Below are 16,503 nucleotides of genomic sequence, written 5' to 3'. Positions count from 1 at the left end.
GCCGCCGCTGCAGATGCAGCCCGGCAGCGCGCCGATCATGAGTCACTATCGCGCACTGGCTTTCCAGCGCTACGGCCGCGAAGTCACCGCCGCCGAGCCGGCCTGGTCGACCTGGCCGTGAGCGATTCGGACCGGCTGACCCTGGTTCTGCGGTACGCCGACGTGGGGATCGTCACCTACGGCAGTCTGCGAATCGTCGGGCAGCCGTCGAGGACCGTGAATTGGGTGGTTGAGGACCCGATACTGCTCGCGGCGTTACAGGAGCTCACCGGCGCTCTGCCCGAGCCACGGGGTGACGAGAGCCGCCGTGACGCCATCGAACGTGCTTTGGCGGCAGGTCCTTTCGCGACGCCGGATACCGAGCTCACGGCCGCCTACATTCTCGGGGTGCTGCTGATCGGCTCCGTGGGATGGCAGCTCTTGACGGAGTGCGCGGGTTCGCCGCCCGCGGTGCTGTTCGTCTCGCCCAGCGCTCGGCTGGCACGCGTCCCCTGGGGACTGCTCGCGGTGCCGAAATCGGGACCGAGCAAGGAGGAGTTGGTACGCGCCCGCCAGGATGCCATCACCCGCAGCGGCCGAGTCGCCGCCCAAATCCCTTGGCAGCTGGACGATATCGGGGCACGCACCGACGGCCAACGGCTGATGGAACTGGTCGACGTGCTGATGGCGGTGCCGCCGAACATCGTGCACTCACCGCGGGAGCCGGCGGGCTGGGAGGCCAGGCGCGACGGCCCGCCCCTCCTGGTTCTCGACCCCCGGGTGCCCGGGCAACGGCCGGACTCCGCGCTGGGCTCGGTGCTCGGCAGGCCGTCGTCGCAGACGCGATTGGCGCGGCACTTCCGCGAGCTGATGGAACGCCGACCGGTGCTGCCCGAGGTCGACGACGTGGTCGAGCTGTTTCGCCGGCCGGGCGCCGACCGCAGCTGGCTGGCCAAGCTGCTGACTCAAGCCCCGAGCAGGCTCATCTATGTCGGACATGCAAGCTCCGGCGGCGGGGATCGGCAACAAGCCGACCGGGCCGATCGGGCCGCCCTCCACCTGGCCTGTACCGCGGAGCTACCGGGCGACGCCGAGGCGATCAGCGACCACCGTCCCTTGACCGCCTCGGACCTGATGTCGTTGCGGCTGCCGATGCCGCCGCGGGTTGCCCTGCTGGCCTGCGGATCGGGCGGGGACTATCAGTTCGACGAGGCGACCGGCCTGGTTGCGGCGATGATCCTGGGGGGTGCGCAGCTGGTCACCGCGACGTTGTGGTCGCTGCCGACCACCGCCGCGTATCGGCGGTTTGCGCACGGGACGGCCCGGGGCGAACAGGTCGATCCGATGACCGACGTCGTCATTGCCACCGATCGCGCACACGAAGCCACCGACGCGGGCTGCGCGGTCAATCAATGGCAGCGGGCGCAACTGCGCCGCTGGCGCGACGGCGACGCCGGCGCCAGCCCGCTGTACTGGGGTGCCCTGGTCACCTTCGCGGTGGACGGTGCGCGGTAGCCTTACCCGGCGTTCACACCGACGCCAGCCATGACGCGTGCACGGCCAGCACATCATCCGGCAACGAAAGCTCCTCGCGCGCAGCGGGATCGAACGCCACCAAAACCACGAGTCCGGGGCGCAGCGTCGACACCACCTCGTCGCGGTCGCAACTCGCTACCGGCGCCAACTTGCCGATGAACGTCTCGCCGGACACGGCGACGACCTCGATGAAAACTTGGCGCTCGTCGCCGACCTTCTGCACGGTGCCGACACCGACGGAGCGGCCCCGCGCGGCCGCAGGCCGGCCGAACGCGAGTTGCCACATCGAAACCAACAGCTGCTTCATGGGACCAGCCTGCGGCCTCCGCTCGGCTACCGAACCCAACTTTTCGACTGCCGATAATTTCGCGATGCCCCTATCCTGTGCTGATGAGCGCGGATTCGCAGATCGCGACCGTCGCCGTGGGCCACCCGCGCCGGTCGGTGATCGACGCGGCGTGGCGGGCGATCGGTCCCGGCGTCGAGGTGCTCAGCAGCGACGACGGCGGCCCGCTGAGCAGGACCGTCAAACGCATCATCGACCCGTTGGTGCTCCGGCTGCGATCCAACCCCCAGTACTCGGCACCCGTCGTCGCGCCGGAAACGGCCGCGGCGATGCATGACCTGATAGTGGGAAGTGCGGCCGAAATGCGCTCCGCCGCAGCGTGGTTCGAGGCCCTGAAGCTCGAGCGCCGCCGGCGGCGAATACGCACCGGCAACGCCCAGGAGCTGTATTTTCCGGTGTGCTTCGAACTCGCGGTGACGAAAGGCCCACCGTCACCGCATGATCAGGAGACGGCCGCCGCGGTGCTCGAGGATATCCACCAGGGCAGGGACCGCACCTCGATCGAGGTGTTGCACGAATACGTGGCCGCCCCGGATGTCGTCGCCAGGCTCGCCGATCAGCTCGCCCGCAGTTGGCGCGATGTGCGGCCCGGCCAGACGGTGACCGGTCCCTTCATGGCCGAGCTCCATACGGTGCTCGGACCCGCGAGCAGCCATCGAGCCGCCTCGGCCCGGCAACGGGTGTGGGCGGCCATGATCGTCGACGCCACGCCGTACAACCTGGGCGCGCTGACCCGCTCCGATGGGGCGCCGGACGGCCTGCCCTGGTCCATAGTCCAGCTCGGCTTGACTTCTGTTGAGCCGCAACGCCCCCCACGCGTCTCGGGCGGCGCCGACAGCGATCGTCCGCTGGACCGCAGCGTGGTGGACCGGGTGCGCGCCACGCTGCGGCGCGCCCTGGACCGCGACGCCTTGCCCGACGTCCCGCTGCTGTGCGAGGAGGAGGTGGACCGGGCATGCGCGCCGTGGGGGCTGTTGTGCGAGGACAAACAGGCGACGCTGGTGGCCGGCATCGAGGTGGCCATCGACTTGAATCCCCTGGACCCATCGGTCTCGAGCCGCTACGCACTGTCGGCGCAGATCCAGGCCCGGTTGCGCAAAGAGGCCTACGTGCTGCACGCTCGGCGCTATCTCGCCGACGGCGGGCCGATTCATCCGCGCCAACGGCAGGTGGTCGAGGATCTGGCCGCGTACGCGCAGCCCTACCTGAGCAGGCTCTGGGCGCGGCTGCATGGACGCGACGTGTGGCAGGAGCCCTGCGACGACGTCGACGAGGTGCGCTCCCTGCTCGAAGGGGTCGCGCGATCGGTGAGCCTCGACCACCGGCAACGGATCAAGGCGATGCTGGAATTGCAGGTGGCCGGGTGAGACTCGTTGCGGATTCGGGTCTTTGGACCACGGGCCCGGTCACCGTCGCGACACCATTGGTCGCGGTGCTCGAAGTCAGCGGCGCGGTGCTGTCGTGGGTGATCGACGCCGCACCCGAAGACACCTCCCCCCACATCACGTTCACCGACGTAGCCCGCGCCGAGTGGCTTTGGCGTGTCCTCGGCGAATCCGGCCATGTGGCTTTGGCTTCCGCCGTGGAGTCGGCTCCCACGGCCGGGGCCGCAAGCAGCGTCGAGCTCGCCGACGTCGACATCGTCCCGGGTTCCCTGGACCCGCTCCGGAGGCTGGCCGTGGGCCACTGGCTGCGCCGGTGGTGGCCCGCCAGTCGGCAGGACGGCATCGCCGGCCTGGACCGCGCCCTGCTCGACGTCGAGGTCGCGCTGCTGACCGCCGGTGCGCAGGGGTACTTCTTCGACGACACCCTCGATTCCGACGTGGTCGAGTTGCTCGCGCCGCACGCGCCGGCACTGGGCATGCACGCGCGCGACGGCGATCCGCGGATACTCGATCTGGTGCGCGCCGGTGCCGGACTGGCCGACGAAGTCGGCATCGACGGCGTCGGATGGCCGGAATTGCATGCCTACCTGGATGATTCGCGAGAAGTGTCGAGAACTGCCGTAACGACGCCAAGCGGCCGTCGTGATGACTATGCGCTGGCCGCCGGCGCGGACGCGGCACCGCCGGACGCGGTCCGGATCGCCCGGGGCGTCACGTCGATCAACTGGACTGCCGTGCCCCCCGGCATATTCGACGCGGCCGAGGACACCGTCGAGTGGACAGTCGAGGTGGCCGGGACGTCGGTGGTCGCGCGGGTGCGCGCGGACTTGATCGGACCGGGTCCGGCGACGGGAGTGGAGGTGCGGCTGCGCTCCGGGGCCATCGGCGGCAGCGGCGCCCTGGACGCCGACGGCCGCGCGACCCTCCCGCTGGTCGCCGACCGGCGGGGGCCACTGACGGAATCCGCGGCGTGGGTCCACGATTGGTCGGCGACGTCGGTGATCGTCGGCGCCGAGGGCGGGACGGAAACGCGCGCGGCACGGGAGCGGGCTCGCCGGTGGGCGCGGGGGCGATTGGACCGGCCCCCGAACGACGCGTTCCTGGCCGAGATTTTGGCCGCCGAGTCCGAGTATTAGGCCCTATGCTGAGCGAGTGCCAAACACATATCGGGTTGTGCAGTGGAACACCGGAAACGTCGGAAAAAGCTCGTTGCGGTCGATCGCGGACAATCCCGGGCTGGAACTGGTGGGCTGTTACGCCTGGTCGGCGGCGAAGGTCGGCCGCGACGCCGGCGAACTGGCGGGCACTTCCCCGCTGGGCGTGACGGCCACCGACGACGTCGACGCGTTGCTCGCGCTCAAGCCGGACTGCGTGGTCTACAACCCGATGTGGATTGACGTCGAAGAGCTGGTTCGCATCCTGTCCGCGGGCGTCAACGTGGTGACGACGGCGTCGTTCATCACCGGACAGAACCTCGGCGAAGGCCGCGACCGGATTGTCGACGCCTGCCGGCGGGGCGGATCGACGATATTCGGGTCCGGTGTCAGCCCGGGCTTCGCCGAGCTGCTGGCGATCGTATCGGCCATGGTGTGCAACCGGATCGACAAGGTCACCGTGAACGAAGCCGCCGACACCACGTTCTACGACTCGCCCGACACCGAGAAGCCGGTGGGCTTCGGTCAGCCCATCGACCACCCGGAGCTGCAGGCGATGGCGCGCAAGGGGACCGCGATCTTCGGCGAGGCCGTCCGGCTGGTGGCCGACGCGCTGGGCGTCGAGCTCGACGAGGTGCGCTGCGTGGCCGAACTCGCCCAAACCACAGCCGATCTCGACCTGGGCTCCTGGACGATACCCGCGGGTTGCGTGGCCGGGGTCTACATCAGCTGGCAGGGCGTGGTCAACGGCAAGACGCTGATTGACCTCAACGTCCGGTGGCGCAAGGGGCAGACGCTGGAACCGGATTGGAAAATCGACCAGGACGGCTGGGTCATCCAGATCGATGGGCAGCCAACGGTGACCACCAAGATCGGCTTCCTTCCCCCGCCGTATTTCCAGGCCGAGACGATCGCCGACTTCATGGCCCTCGGTCACATCATGACGGCGATGCCCACCATCAACGCGATCCCGGCCGTGGTGGCCGCGCCGCCGGGGATCGTCACGTACGCCGACCTACCCCTGACGCTTCCCCGCGGCTACGCGAAGGTGTGATGCCGGGGGGCTGACCGTCGCCCGTTTGGAGTAGGCCGCGCCGAGCCGAGGCACCTCGAGCGGACCCTGGTGGCGGGCCGCCGCGATGGCCTTGCGCAGCGGGCCGGCCAAACCCGCGAACGACCCCATGTCGAAGAGCAGCGGCGTCAACAGCCGGTTGTGCACGAACCCGAATGCACTGCCGAATTCGGGATCGGCCCAGCCGAGGGTCCCGCCCAGTCCGACGTGGCCGAAGCCGCTGAGCAGGCCCGGCACCGGCGATTCGTGATAGCCCAGGTGAAAAGGCATGGGCACCACCATGTTCGCGTCGGGCCACTTGCGTCGCGGCTCGCCCGTCAGACCGCGCGCCAGCTCCGCGGACAAGAACTTCTTGCCGTCGATGCGGCCGCCGTTGGCCAGCGCGGCGTACATCTTCGCCAGGCCCCGGGCCGTCACCACGCCGTTGGCCGCCGGCACCTCCCCGTCCAGGAACGGCGTATCGCCCTTGACGAGGGAGATGACGCCGGGGAAGTACATCGCCCCGACGGCGCCCGAGAAGGGCAAACCGGCCAGCCTGGGTGCGATGAAGTTGAACACCGGAGCGCGCAGCTTTCCCTGCGGCATCAGGATCTCCGCCGCCCTCGTCGGTGCGGCCGCGGGAGGACGCCCGAGATGCAGGCCGTCGGTGTTGAGCGGGCGCGCCAACTCCTGGCGGATCAGCTCGCGCATGCCCTTGCCCGTCACCGCCCTGGCGAGACCGGACAGCAGCCAGCCGTAGGTCAGCGCGTGGTACGCCTGGACGCCGCGCAAGTGGTCGACGGGCGCGGCTGCCAGCATTTCCTCCATGAGCAGGTGGTCCATCAAGTCGGCCTTCGTGACGCCCCGCAGATGCGACAACCCCGACCGGTGCCGCAATACATCGCGAACCGTGATGTCGCCCTTGCCGTTGGCCGCGAATTCGGGCCAGTAGTTCGCCATCGGGTCGTCGTACGACAGCAGGCCCCGGTCGGCCAGCCGGTGAATCACCGTCGACGCGACACCCTTGGTCGCCGAGAACACCATCGAGCCGGTGTCGGCGGTCCAGCGCTGGGTGCCGGCGCGATCCGACCAGCCCGTCCAGACGTCGACGACCGGCACCCCGTCGATGTAGACGGACAGCGCCCCGCCGCCGAACCGGCGGCCGAAGAACAGCCGGGAAAACACCCTGATGACGTTGCCGAAATGGGGGTCGGCGGCACCGGATACCCCGCGCGGCAAACCATCGTCGGACACCAGCAGCGATGATCCGGGCCGCGTCGCCATCACGAAACGAAGCTATCAGCCCCGTAGGGCCCTGCACACGACTTACTCCGGGGGCTTGTGGGCTTCCTCGCCGGGCGGTTTGTCGGGGGGCTGTGACTGCCCCGAGGCATTGAGCCACTTCCTCAGGCGGAGGAGCTGATTGGCCACCATCGCGACGGCCAGGATCATCAGCGTCGCCACGATCGCCACCACGATTGCGGTGCTCACGAGTTCCATAATGGCAGGCCGGGCGCCGTTGGGTTTCAGGAACGCCCGCGGCGGGGTAGCCACCACAGGCAATTCACGTAACCGTTGAGGAGGGCTGCACGGATGAGTGGCGAAGACAAGTTGAAGAACAAGATCGAGGATTTGGGCGGCCGGGCCAAGGAGGCCGTCGGGAAGGCCACCGGCGATCACGACACCCGGAACGAAGGCCAGGCGGATCAGGCGAAGTCCAGCCTGAAAGATGCCGGCGAAAAGGTGAAGGACGCCTTCAAGAAGTAAGTTCGCGATCCGCGCCGCGTCTGGCGTCGAATATCGGGTACAGGGCACCAATGATGCGAAGCGGGTGGGCGGCGATGAAGACCGGTGCGTTCGTCACGGGGGTGGCGGCGGCGGCAGTGTGCGTGCTGCTCGCCGCCCCCGCCCCCCGGGCATTCGCGGAGCCGTGCCCCGACGTCGAAGTGGTGTTCGCCCGCGGCAGCGGCGAGCCACCCGGGGTCGGCGGTGTCGGCCAATCGTTCGTCGACGCGCTGCGCGGCGACATCGGCGGGCGCTCGCTGAGCGTTTACCCCGTCAATTACCAGGCCAGCACCGATTTCAGCAACCCCAATTTCCCGCTGACCGTCATCGACGGCATCCGCGACGCCGGTTCTCATCTCGAGTCGATGGCGGCGAACTGCCCCAAGACCAGGGAGGTGCTCGGCGGCTACTCCCAGGGCGCCGCGGTCGCCGGTTTCGTCACGTCCGCGACCATCCCGCCGGGCGTGCCGGCATCGATGGTGCCGCAGCCGATGCCGCCGGAGATCGCGAACCATGTCGCAGCGGTCACGCTGTTCGGGACGCCGTCGGGCCCGTGGCTGCAGAAGTACGGCGCACCCGTGATCGTCATCGGCCCGTTGTATCAACCGAAGACCCTCCAGTTGTGCGCCCCGGGCGACGGTATCTGCGGTGACGGCAACGACGCCTTCGCGCACGCGACCTATACGCTCAACGGCATGACCGGGCAGGCAGCCACCTACGCCGCGAATCACCTGTAGTCCGTTGCGGAATGACAGCTTGCGCGTTCTGATCACGGGCGGGACGGGATTCGTCGGAGGATGGACCGCCAAAACCATCGCCGACGCGGGCCACTCCGTGCGTTTCCTGGTTAGAAATCCCGATCGGCTGCATACCTCCGTCGCCAAGCTGGGCGTCGACATCTCGGACTTCGCCGTCGGGGACATCACCGACCGCGTGTCGGTCCGCGACGCGTTGGGCGGCTGTGACGCCGTGGTGCACAGCGCCGCCCTGGTGGCGACGGACCCGCGCCAGACCAACGACATGCTGACGACGAACATGCAGGGCGCGCAGAACGTCCTCGGGCAGGCCGTCGAGCTCGGCCTGGACCCGATCGTCCACGTGTCGAGTTTCACCGCGCTGTTCCATCCCGGGTTGGAGACGCTGACGGCGGACCTGCCCGTCGTCGGGGGAGCCGACGGATACGGCACGTCGAAGGCCCAGGTTGAGATCTATGCCCGCGGACTGCAGGACGCCGGTGCACCGGTCAACATCACCTATCCGGGTATGGTGCTCGGTCCGCCGGTCGGCGACCAATTCGGTGAGGCCGGCGAGGGCGTCAGGGCGGCATTGCAGATGCATGCGATCCCCGGGCGCAGCGCGGCCTGGTTGGTTGTCGACGTGCGGGACCTGGCCGCCCTGCACGCGGCGCTGCTGGAGCCCGGGCGCGGGCCGCGTCGGTACACCGCGGGTGGCCATCGCGTTCCCGCGGCCGAGCTCGCGAGCATGCTCGGCGACGTCGCCGGCACGCCGATGGTCGCCATTCCGATCCCGGACACCGCGCTGCGCGTGGCCGGTGCGGTCATGGACACGGCGGGCCGATTCCTGCCGTTCGACACGCCGTTCACCTGGGCCGGGATGCAGTACTACACCCAGATGCCGGCTTCCGACGATTCGCCCAGCGAGCGAGAGCTCGGCATCAAGTATCGGGATCCGCACGAAACGATGGCCGACACGTTCGCGGCCCTTCGTCGCGCCGGCAGCTGAGCAGCTGACGCATACGGCGCCGAGCGTGGGCCCTATGCACGGAAGCTGCCCCGAATCCGTCCATAGGCCCCACAGTCGCGAAGCGAATCACAGCGCGCACGACGCTACCGTTGCAAGAATGAGCGCGTCCACGCCGAAGCGCGACTTCGTCAAGCGCCATCCGCGCGCACCGACCGGCTTCTTCGCATGGGAAGCCGCTGGGCTGCAATGGCTTTCGAGCGTCGGCGGCGGCGTGCCGTGCGTCCAGGTCACCGCGTTCGACGCCGCCAGCCTCACCCTGCAACGGCTTGATTCGGTGGCTCCGTCCCCGGAGGCGGCGCGCGGGTTCGGCGCGCGGCTGGCGCTCACGCACGACGCCGGTGCCGCGGCGTTCGGCGCCGGCCCCGACGGCTGGGACGGCCCGGGGTTCTTCGGGCCGTTATCGCAGCCCCTGCCGTTGTCGCTGCGGCGACACCGCCGGTGGGGCGTTTTCTACGCCGACGAGCGGCTGGCCCCGATGGCCGACCTCGCGGCGGGGCGGCTCGACGCCTCGACGCGCGCCACGCTCGATTCGGTCGCGGCACGCTGCCGTGCCGGCGACTTCGATGACGACGACGGGCCGGCCCGGCTGCACGGCGATCTGTGGAGCGGCAACGTGATGTGGACACCGGACGGGGTGGTGCTGATCGACCCCGCCGCGCACGCCGGTCACCGCGAAACCGATCTCGCGATGCTTGCGCTCTTCGGCTGCCCGCACCACGACGCCATCCTCGAGGGCTACCAGCGGGTGCGCCCGCTGAAACCCGGCTGGCGCAACCGCATTGGGCTACACCAGTTGTTTCCGCTCCTGGCACACGTCGTGCTGTTCGGCGGGGGCTACGCGGGGCAGACGCACGCCGCGGCCCGCGCCGCCCTGGCCGTGTAGGTTCTCAAATCCTGTGTCATTCGCTGAGCATTCACCTACGGCGATCCCACGTGTCTCACCTAACCGATTGAGCGCGAATACGGGCCCTTGCCGGCAAGCCAACCCAAGACGCTCACGAATCGTTTCGTCGCTGAGACTCGTTCTAAACCTATCGAGCTGATGGCGCGGTGCATGTTGGACGCAATGATGGCGAGATGGGTCCCCTGAGGGGATCGCATCGCGGGGATCCCTGACATGGCGGAATTGCGCTCCGTTTAGCGCGGATACATCCCGCCGTCAATGCTGACCACCTGGCTGTTGACGTATCCGTTGCGCAAGATCGCAATCGCAAGATCAGCGACCTCGTCGGGTTGGCCGACCCGGCCGACCGACGTGGCGGTGGCCAGCGCTTGCGGGTCGCCGGGCAACATCGCGGTTTCAATGAAGCCGGGCGCAAGGACGTTGACGGTTACGCCGTCTGCGGCCACGCGGTTGGCCAGGAAGTGTGCTAGGCCGTGCAGCCCAGCCTTCGAAGCGGCGTAGTCAGGACCGATCACCCCGCCTCGAAACGCCGCGACCGATGAGATGAACAGGATCCGACCGAAGCCGCGCTCACGCATACCGGGCAAAGTGCGGCGCGCGAGCAGGAATGACGCGCGCAGGTTAATTGAGAGCGTGTGATCGAACGCTGCGGCATCGACGTCCTCGTAGGAGGCTTGCCGCGCATGACCGTGGTTGGCCACCAGAATGTCCACGGGTCCAAACGCGGCTTCGACGTTCTCGATCAATCGATCCGGGCCATCCGGGTCTGCCAAGTCAGCTGCGAATGCTCTCGCGGTGCCGCCGGCGGAGTGAATCTCACCGGCTATTCTCTCGGCTGCCTCAGCGTTCCGGCCGTAGGCCACCGCGATCTTCCCAACATCACGCGCGAGGCGTCCACAGATCGCGCTGCCGATGCCTCCGCTTGCTCCTGTTACCAGCGCCGTGCAACCGTTCAGCTCAAGCGAAGTGCGCACCGTCAAACACTATCGAGTGTTATCGGCCGTCTGAATGTCGAACGGCGAATCCCTTTGCGGCTTACGAAAACCATCGATTTCGTTCGGTTAGCCAAGGCGATGACGACGTTATTTCGCGGTGAGCGCGCGCCCGCAGGCTTTCCAGCCCGTGGAGGGGCCTCCTGCGGAGTCGAGGCGGTGCTCAGGACGCCGTTGGCGTTGGCTATCGGGCCCACGGGCCACCGGGTCCCGCGCTTGAGTTTGGCGATCGCCCAATTTAGAGTCCGTTGATGGCCAGGGGCACCACCACTCGCGACACGCTGATAGCCGCGACGATTCAGCTCATGGTCGAGGAGGGGTACGCCGCGGCGACGTCGCGTCGGGTGGCCGCCAAGGCCGGCGTCAAACCGGCATTGGTGCACTACTACTTCCCCACGATGGATGAGCTTTACCTGGATGTCTTTCGGCGTGGCGCCGCCGCGTATCTCGAGCGGCAACAGAAGGCTTTGGCCTCCGACCGACCGCTACACGCTTTCTGGGAGACCCTCACCGAACCCAAGGACACCAGACTGCTGCTTGAGTTCATGGGTCTTGGCAACCACCGCAAGGAAATCAGGGCAGAGATTGCGGCCTGGTCCGAACGGTGGCGCGAGATGCAGACCACCGCGCTGAACTTCATGGTTCGCGAACATGGCCTGGACACAACGGAATTCCCGCCAGTCGGCCTGGCGCTCATCATTGCGGCGGTCGGCCGCATGCTCATATTGGAACAAGCGCTCGGGGCCGCAGTCGGCCATCAAGAGGCCGTCGCGCTGGTCACGCGATTCCTCGACCGATTCGAGATGCCACCACCGCGTTAGGGCAGCACAACCCGTAGCCGCTCCCAGCCTCGGACCGTCGATGTGGGCGCCAATTGCGCTGTCTCGTAATCGATATCCCATTCGGGCCAGCGGTTGAGAATTTCGTCGAGCGCGACGCGGCCCTCGAGGCGGGCCAGGTTGGCCCCCAGGCAGTAATGCACGCCCTTGCCGAACGTGATGTGCGAGATGTTGTCGCGGTGAACGTCGAACTTGTCGGGATCGGCGTAGCGGCGGGGATCGCGATTGGCGGCGCCGAACAGCAGCAGCATGGCGCTGCCTTTCGGGACCGTGGTGTCGTAGCACTCGAAATCCTTTGCCATCCAACGAGCCACGTGCGGACCGGTGGGCTCGAAGCGCAACGTCTCGTCGATGGCCCGGTTCAACAGCGACCGATCCCGGTAGACCTCCCGGCGCTGCTCGGGATGCTCGGCGAACACCTTGGCCAGCCAGCCGATCAGCCGTCCTGTGGTCTCGTTCCCCGCACCGGCGACCACCTGCGTGTAGTGCAGCACCTCGTTGCGGGTCAGCTTTCTGTGGACGCCATGTTCGTCGTCGAACTCGACGTTGAGCAGCGTCGTCATCAGGTCGTCCGACGGGTTCCTTGATCGCCATTCGACGTACTCGGCATAGATCCGGCCGTCGGCGATGGAGTCCGCGTCGGCGACCTTGAGCGGCGCGCCCGGCTTGGTGCGCAGGTTGGCGTCGTTGGCGTCGCGAACCGAGATCTGTTCGGATTCGGGGATTCCCAGCAGCATACCGATCACCCGCATGGGCATCATGGAAGCGAGCTCTGCGATGATGTCGAATCCCGATGACCCCACCAGCGGGTCCAGGCAGCGGACGCAGTACCGGCGAATCTGGTCCTCCAGCTCGGCCATCCGGCGCGGCGTGAACACTCGTGACATCAGACCGCGCAGCCTGGTATGTTCCGGCGGATCCTGGAACATCATGACGCCGCCGGGCATATCGAACTTCGACTGGATCAACTCGAGGATGTCACTTCGCCGGTTGGAGAAAACGTCCCAGTTGGCCAACGCCCGTTCGACGTCGGAATACCTTGATATGGCCCAGAAGTCGTATCGCTCGTTGTAGTAGATCGGGGCTTCTTCGCGTAGCCGCGCGTAGACCGGGTACGGGTCGGCGATGATGCCGACGTCGTAGGGGTCGTAGTAAACGTCAGTGTCGTTTGCCACGGTCATCGATGCGTTCCTTACTTCAGGCAGCTCCCGGACGTCCACGGGGAGCGCAACGCCGGTGATGCAGCGCGCTTCGGCGCGCCGGTCGCGAAAGCGGCCTTGCCGCCCATCCGGCCCGTCAAGACAACCTCGATTCGACATCTTGGGCGATCGCCCAACTTGGACTGCACGCCATGTGTAGCAGCATCGAGACGGAACCGTCAAGATCCGGCGCGGCGGCGGCGACGTCAGGTGTGGGAGCCGCTGGCGGGCCGTTCGTGAAGATTGGTCACGCGGCTGTGAAAGCTTCGTAAAGAAGCTGGCCGACGTCGTGTTGAACCTGCATGGTGGAGGTGTGACCCTGTTAGAGCTGCTGCCGGCATCGCGTAGGTGGGCGACGGCGGCGATGTCGGTGCGTATCACCGCGGGGTATGCCGTCGTCCTGGTCGCCGTCTCGCTCTGGCTGAGCACGCTCGGTCAGCACGCGCGCGAGCTCGTGGTCAGCAGCATGAGCACGAACTTGCACAATCTCTCGCACGGCCACCTCAGCACCCTGGTCGGTAGCGCGTTCGTCGACGACGGCGGTGACATCTACGTCTGGCTGCCCGGGCTGGTGTGCTTGCTGGCGTTGGGCGAATTGATCTGGCGCGCCCGGGGTTTGGTGATGGCGTTCGCGGTCGGTCACATCGGTGCCACACTGCTCGTCGCGGCAGGGTTGGTCGTCGCGCTCAAGGCCGGATGGCTCCCTTTGTCCATCGCGCGGGCCACCGACGTGGGGACGAGTTACGGCGCGGTCTGTGTGCTGGGCGCGCTGACGGTCTCCATACCATCGCGCTGGCGCAGCGCCTGGGTTGGCTGGTGGCTCGGCATCGCCGTGACCGCGGCGGTCGCGGCGGATTTCAACTTCACCGCCGTGGGACACGTCTTGGCGCTGCTGCTCGGCATCGGATTGTCGTTCCGACTGCCTGCGGCGGCGACCTGGACACCGATACGAATGGCTTTGCTGTCCGTCGGTGCAGCGTTCGGCTACTTGCTGCTGTCCGGGTCGTCGACGGTGGCGACGGCCGGCGGCTTGGCGGGCATGGTGATCGGGCTGCTCGGCGACCGCATGGGAGCGCGGTCGGGAATGCAGCCTGCCGCGAGTACCGAACACCGCTGAAAGCCGTCCTGCCGCGTCCCGGTCAGCCGCCGCCTGCTGTCGTCAGCAGGCTCAGCGCCGCGCGCCCGCTTGGTCGCCTTCGAGATCTTCGCGAATGGCCTGCTGAGCTTTTGGCGGCAGCGTGTGCAGCATCGCCCGGACCCGAGCACGACGCCGCTCGACCGCCTTGCGCTCGGGCATCCCAGGTGTCGCGACCACCTGCGGCGGTACGCCCTGGATCTCCTCCACACCGCCCGCGTGCTGACCAGCGTCGACCATGGCCTGCTCTTCGGCCATCGTCGCCTCGTCCTTCTCCTCAGACATGCCGATCGGGCCGATGCGGCGGCCGTTGAGGAACTGCCCGACAACCGGCTCGTCACTCGTCAACAGCACCTCGCGCGGTCCGAACATCACCAGCCTGCGCCGGAACAGCATGCCGATGTTGTCCGGCACCGTGCGCGCCACGTTGATGTTGTGGGTCACGATCAGAATCGTGGCGTCGATCTGGGCATTGATGTCGATGAGCAGCTGGCATAGGTAGGCGGTGCGCACCGGATCCAGACCGGAGTCCGGCTCGTCGCAGAGGATGATCTCCGGGTCGAGCACCAACGAGCGCGCCAACCCGGCGCGCTTTTTCATGCCGCCGGAGATCTCGCCCGGGAACTTCTTCTCGTCGCCACCGAGGCCGACCATCTCGAGCTTCTCCATGACGATGTCACGGATCTCGCTTTCCTTCTTCTTGGTGTGCTCGCGCAGTGGGAAGGCGGTGTTGTCGAACAGGTTCATCGAGCCGAACAGCGCGCCGTCCTGGAACATGACGCCGAATAGCCGGCGGATCTCGTACAGCTCTTTCGCGGAGCTTTCGATGATGTCGGTGCCGTCGATGATGATCGACCCCCGCTCGGGGCGCAGCAGCCCGATCAACGACTTCAAAAACACCGACTTGCCGGTTCCGGACGGGCCGATGAGCCCGCTGACCTCACCGCCCGGGATGTCCATCGTGACGTCTTCCCAGACACGCGTGGATCCGAATGACTTGGTCAGTCCTCGGACCGAAATTCCGATGCCCATCAGCAATCTCCCCAGATCATTTCGCCATACCCGAGCAAGCGCCCGTACGACGGGGATAGCCGTTGGCCAGCAGGGCAAACGCAGTCAGGCGCGCCGGGCTGCTTCCAAGGCGAGCTGCACGCGCGCGGTGAGACCCTCCAGTCCACCGGTGGCATGTCTCCTCCGCGCATTTGCCGCGCCATTTCCAGGATGGTCAGCTCTTGGGACGGGACCCTGCCGCTACCTCGCCGGGGAATTCGTCGTAATAGGGCACATAGCCCTCTTCTTGACCGTTCAGTGCATACAACGGATCGTCGACCTCGGGACCATACCCCTGCTCGCGCAGACCGCTCTTCTTGCTTTTGAACGTCGACGTCTGCTCCAGCGAATCGACCACCCGCACAAACAACGGCACCGCGTAGCGGGGCAGGCGTTCATAGACGGTGTCCGCCAACGCCTTACCGTCGAACTGATGCCCGTCCTTCAGCACCACGGCGGCCATGCCGGCACGCCCGTCAGTCCCGGGCACCTGAACCCCGAAGACCGTGACGGCTTCGACACCCGGAGCGGCCGACACGGCAGCTTCGACATCGGTCGTGGCGACGTTCTCGCCCTTCCACCGAAACGTGTCCCCGAGCCGGTCGACGAACGCCGCATGCCGCAAGCCCTGCGGGCGCATCAGGTCGCCAGTATTGATCCACGCATCACCATCGCGAAAAGCATTGCGCACCAACTTCTTTTCACTGGCTTCCGCGTCGGTGTAGCCCTCGAACGGCTGCTTCTTGGTGACCTTGCTCAGCAGCAGCCCCGGCTCACCGCCGCGCACTTTGCGCACGCGGCCGTGGTCGTCACGGAGCGGTTCGCCGGTGTCGGGGTCGTATTCGACGAAAGCGACCGAAGTCGGGCAGATGCCGGCGGTCTTTGGAATGTTGAAGATGTTGATGAACCCGGTGTTGCTCTCGCTGGCCCCATAGAACTCCGCGACTCGCGGAATGTTGAAGCGGGTGGTGAACTCGTCCCAGATGTCGGGCCGCAGGCCGTTGCCGGCGATGAGGCGCACCCGGTGCTTGCGGTCGGTGTCCTTTTCCGGCTGGTTGAGCAGGTAGCGGCAGATCTCGCCGATGTAGAGGAACGCGGTCGCGTCGTAGCGGATGACCTCGTCCCAGAACCGCGATGCCGAGAACGACCGGCCCAGCGCGAGGGTCGCACCGGCGCCCAGCACCGCCGACACTCCCACGGTCAGGGCGCTGTTGTGGTAGAGCGGCAGGCAGCAGTAGAGCGTGTCGCTGCTCTTCAGCCGCATGCCCAGCGCGCCCGAGCCGCCGAGCGCCCGAAGCCACCGATAGTGGGTCATGACACTGGCTTTGGGTGCTCCGGTGGTGCCCGAGGTGAAGATGTAGAAAGCCGCATCGTTAGCCCGGAT

The 16,503-nt window shown here is 67.4% G+C and carries 17 protein-coding genes; 10 read left to right on the top strand and 7 right to left on the bottom strand.

Annotated elements, in window-relative coordinates:
• The first annotated feature begins 117 nt into the window (after window positions 1-117).
• The gene (locus tag JO059_RS04600; protein ID WP_293314926.1) at window positions 118-1,494 is read left to right on the top strand and encodes a CHAT domain-containing protein; all 1,377 of its coding nucleotides are present in this window, start codon (window positions 118-120) and stop codon (window positions 1,492-1,494) included.
• A gap of 13 nt (window positions 1,495-1,507) precedes the next feature.
• Here JO059_RS04600 and JO059_RS04595 read toward each other — a convergent pair whose 3' ends face one another.
• Entirely contained in the window at window positions 1,508-1,801 is a 294-nt protein-coding gene (locus tag JO059_RS04595) for a hypothetical protein (protein WP_366516147.1), read from the bottom strand.
• 104 nt (window positions 1,802-1,905) lie between these two features.
• Between JO059_RS04595 and JO059_RS04590 the strand changes: the two genes are divergently transcribed.
• The 3 genes from JO059_RS04590 to JO059_RS04580 are packed head-to-tail and all read left to right on the top strand — an operon-like array spanning window position 1,906 to window position 5,454.
• Window positions 1,906-3,228 carry a hypothetical protein gene (locus tag JO059_RS04590; protein WP_293314924.1) on the top strand — a complete coding sequence of 441 codons (1,323 nt, stop codon included), beginning with the start codon at window positions 1,906-1,908 and terminating at the stop codon, window positions 3,226-3,228.
• A complete protein-coding gene (locus tag JO059_RS04585; protein ID WP_293314923.1) occupies window positions 3,225-4,382 on the top strand; it encodes a hypothetical protein in 1,158 nt (385 codons plus the stop codon). Before JO059_RS04590 ends, JO059_RS04585 begins: the two co-directional genes overlap by 4 nt.
• Window positions 4,383-4,398: 16 nt before the next feature.
• Entirely contained in the window at window positions 4,399-5,454 is a 1,056-nt protein-coding gene (locus tag JO059_RS04580; RefSeq protein WP_293314922.1) for a dihydrodipicolinate reductase, read from the top strand.
• On the opposite strand, the gene JO059_RS04575 is transcribed toward JO059_RS04580, so the two are convergent.
• Window positions 5,416-6,735, bottom strand: coding sequence for a serine hydrolase domain-containing protein (locus JO059_RS04575; protein WP_293314927.1), 1,320 nt, complete (start codon window positions 6,733-6,735; stop codon window positions 5,416-5,418). The two genes, JO059_RS04580 and JO059_RS04575, sit on opposite strands and share 39 nt — an antisense overlap.
• 42 nt (window positions 6,736-6,777) lie before the next feature.
• The gene (locus JO059_RS04570; RefSeq protein WP_293314928.1) at window positions 6,778-6,942 is read right to left on the bottom strand and encodes a hypothetical protein; all 165 of its coding nucleotides are present in this window, start codon (window positions 6,940-6,942) and stop codon (window positions 6,778-6,780) included.
• A 102-nt stretch (window positions 6,943-7,044) separates the two neighbouring features.
• On the opposite strand from JO059_RS04570, the gene JO059_RS04565 reads away from it, so the two are divergent.
• The 4 genes from JO059_RS04565 (at window position 7,045) to JO059_RS04550 (ending at window position 9,883) form a co-directional block, all read left to right on the top strand.
• Entirely contained in the window at window positions 7,045-7,218 is a 174-nt protein-coding gene (locus JO059_RS04565; protein WP_293314921.1) for a CsbD family protein, read from the top strand.
• 74 nt (window positions 7,219-7,292) lie between these two features.
• Window positions 7,293-7,973, top strand: coding sequence for a cutinase family protein (locus JO059_RS04560; protein WP_293314920.1), 681 nt, complete (start codon window positions 7,293-7,295; stop codon window positions 7,971-7,973).
• Between the two features lie 19 nt (window positions 7,974-7,992).
• Window positions 7,993-8,979 (top strand): SDR family NAD(P)-dependent oxidoreductase, encoded by a 987-nt coding sequence (locus JO059_RS04555; RefSeq protein WP_293314919.1) that lies wholly within the window; start codon window positions 7,993-7,995, stop codon window positions 8,977-8,979.
• Between the two features lie 118 nt (window positions 8,980-9,097).
• A complete protein-coding gene (locus JO059_RS04550) occupies window positions 9,098-9,883 on the top strand; it encodes a fructosamine kinase family protein (RefSeq protein ID WP_293314918.1) in 786 nt (261 codons plus the stop codon).
• 254 nt (window positions 9,884-10,137) lie between these two features.
• Here JO059_RS04550 and JO059_RS04545 read toward each other — a convergent pair whose 3' ends face one another.
• The gene (locus tag JO059_RS04545; protein WP_293314917.1) at window positions 10,138-10,878 is read right to left on the bottom strand and encodes an SDR family NAD(P)-dependent oxidoreductase; all 741 of its coding nucleotides are present in this window, start codon (window positions 10,876-10,878) and stop codon (window positions 10,138-10,140) included.
• A 269-nt stretch (window positions 10,879-11,147) separates the two neighbouring features.
• Here JO059_RS04545 and JO059_RS04540 point away from each other — a divergent pair, with 269 nt between their 5' ends.
• The gene (locus tag JO059_RS04540; RefSeq protein WP_293314916.1) at window positions 11,148-11,717 is read left to right on the top strand and encodes a TetR/AcrR family transcriptional regulator; all 570 of its coding nucleotides are present in this window, start codon (window positions 11,148-11,150) and stop codon (window positions 11,715-11,717) included.
• Here JO059_RS04540 and JO059_RS04535 read toward each other — a convergent pair.
• Window positions 11,714-12,916: a cytochrome P450 gene (locus tag JO059_RS04535; RefSeq protein ID WP_293314915.1), complete on the bottom strand. Its 1,203-nt coding sequence runs from the start codon at window positions 12,914-12,916 to the stop codon at window positions 11,714-11,716. The two genes, JO059_RS04540 and JO059_RS04535, sit on opposite strands and share 4 nt — an antisense overlap.
• 331 nt (window positions 12,917-13,247) lie before the next feature.
• Here JO059_RS04535 and JO059_RS04530 point away from each other — a divergent pair, with 331 nt between their 5' ends.
• Entirely contained in the window at window positions 13,248-14,051 is an 804-nt protein-coding gene (locus tag JO059_RS04530) for a rhomboid-like protein (RefSeq protein WP_293314914.1), read from the top strand.
• 51 nt (window positions 14,052-14,102) lie between these two features.
• Here the strand turns inward: JO059_RS04530 and JO059_RS04525 are convergent, their stop codons facing one another.
• Together JO059_RS04525 and JO059_RS04520 are read right to left on the bottom strand one after the other, a co-directional pair.
• Complete coding sequence (locus tag JO059_RS04525) at window positions 14,103-15,101, bottom strand: ATP-binding cassette domain-containing protein (RefSeq protein WP_293314913.1); 999 nt, start codon at window positions 15,099-15,101, stop codon at window positions 14,103-14,105.
• A gap of 193 nt (window positions 15,102-15,294) precedes the next feature.
• On the bottom strand, window positions 15,295-16,503 hold a 1,209-nt coding region (locus JO059_RS04520; RefSeq protein ID WP_293314912.1), incomplete at its 5' end, for a long-chain-acyl-CoA synthetase.

Origin of the sequence: Mycobacterium sp. (assembly GCF_019247615.1) — a bacterium.
Taxonomy (GTDB): domain Bacteria; phylum Actinomycetota; class Actinomycetes; order Mycobacteriales; family Mycobacteriaceae; genus Mycobacterium.
The sequence above is the reverse complement of the archived record's forward strand: the minus strand, read 5'-3'. Positions and strand labels throughout refer to the sequence as shown.